This window comes from Acinetobacter boissieri (genome assembly GCF_900096955.1).
Classification (GTDB): Bacteria; Pseudomonadota; Gammaproteobacteria; order Pseudomonadales; family Moraxellaceae; genus Acinetobacter; species Acinetobacter boissieri.
In genome coordinates this window covers 1-1,204 of sequence record NZ_FMYL01000028.1, presented here as the reverse complement: position 1 = coordinate 1,204, position 1,204 = coordinate 1, and the positions used below count along the sequence as shown (strand labels likewise).

Sequence of the window (1,204 nt, the reverse complement as noted above, 5' to 3'; positions counted from 1 at the left end):
AAGGAAGATCATCATGGCTAAGGCTAAGTTTGAACGTAATAAGCCACACGTAAACGTGGGAACAATTGGTCACGTTGACCATGGTAAAACAACGCTTACTGCTGCAATTGCAACAATCTGTGCAAAAACATACGGCGGCGAAGCAAAAGACTACGCAGCAATCGACTCTGCACCAGAAGAAAAAGCACGTGGTATTACAATTAATACATCACACGTAGAATATGATTCACCAGTACGTCACTATGCACACGTAGACTGTCCAGGCCACGCCGATTATGTTAAAAACATGATCACTGGTGCGGCTCAAATGGATGGCGCGATTTTAGTATGTGCTGCAACTGATGGCCCAATGCCACAAACACGTGAGCACATCTTGCTTTCACGTCAGGTTGGTGTACCGTACATCATCGTATTCTTAAACAAGTGTGACCTTGTAGATGACGAAGAATTACTTGAACTTGTAGATATGGAAGTACGTGAACTTCTATCTTCTTACGATTTCCCTGGTGATGACACACCTGTAATTCGTGGTTCAGCTCTAGCTGCATTAAACGGTGACCAAGGTCAATACGGCGAGCCAGCTGTACTTGAGTTAGTTGCTGCACTTGACTCTTACATTCCAGAGCCAGAGCGTGCAATCGACAAAGCATTCCTAATGCCAATTGAAGATGTATTCTCAATTTCTGGTCGTGGTACTGTAGTAACAGGCCGTGTAGAATCAGGTATTGTTAAAGTCGGCGAAGAAGTAGAAATCGTTGGTATTAAAGACACTGTTAAAACGACTGTAACAGGCGTTGAGATGTTCCGTAAATTGCTAGACGAAGGTCGTGCAGGCGAGAACTGTGGTGTTCTTTTACGTGGTACTAAGCGTGAAGACGTACAACGTGGCCAAGTATTAACTAAGCCAGGTGCAATCAAGCCACATACTAAATTCGATGCAGAAGTATACGTACTTGCAAAAGAAGAAGGTGGTCGTCATACTCCATTCCTAAATGGTTACCGTCCACAGTTCTACTTCCGTACAACTGACGTAACTGGTGCGATCCAGTTGAAAGAAGGCGTTGAAATGGTTATGCCAGGTGACAACGTTGAAATGTCAGTAGAACTGATTCACCCGATTGCAATGGACTCAGGTCTACGTTTTGCGATCCGTGAAGGTGGTCGTACTGTTGGTGCTGGTGTTGTTGCTAAAGTTATTGCATAA

1 protein-coding gene is annotated in these 1,204 nt (G+C 44.2%); it reads left to right on the top strand.

Features of this window, described 5'->3' with window-relative positions:
• The first annotated feature begins 13 nt into the window (after nt 1-13).
• Complete coding sequence (gene tuf / locus BLS38_RS12805) at nt 14-1,204, top strand: elongation factor Tu (RefSeq protein ID WP_092750213.1); 1,191 nt, start codon at nt 14-16, stop codon at nt 1,202-1,204.

What these genes read in the sequence shown, in the direction of transcription:
- tuf (WP_092750213.1), top strand. Translation starts at nt 14, where the DNA reads ATGGCTAAGGCTAAGTTTGAACGTAATAAGCCACACGTAAACGTGGGA.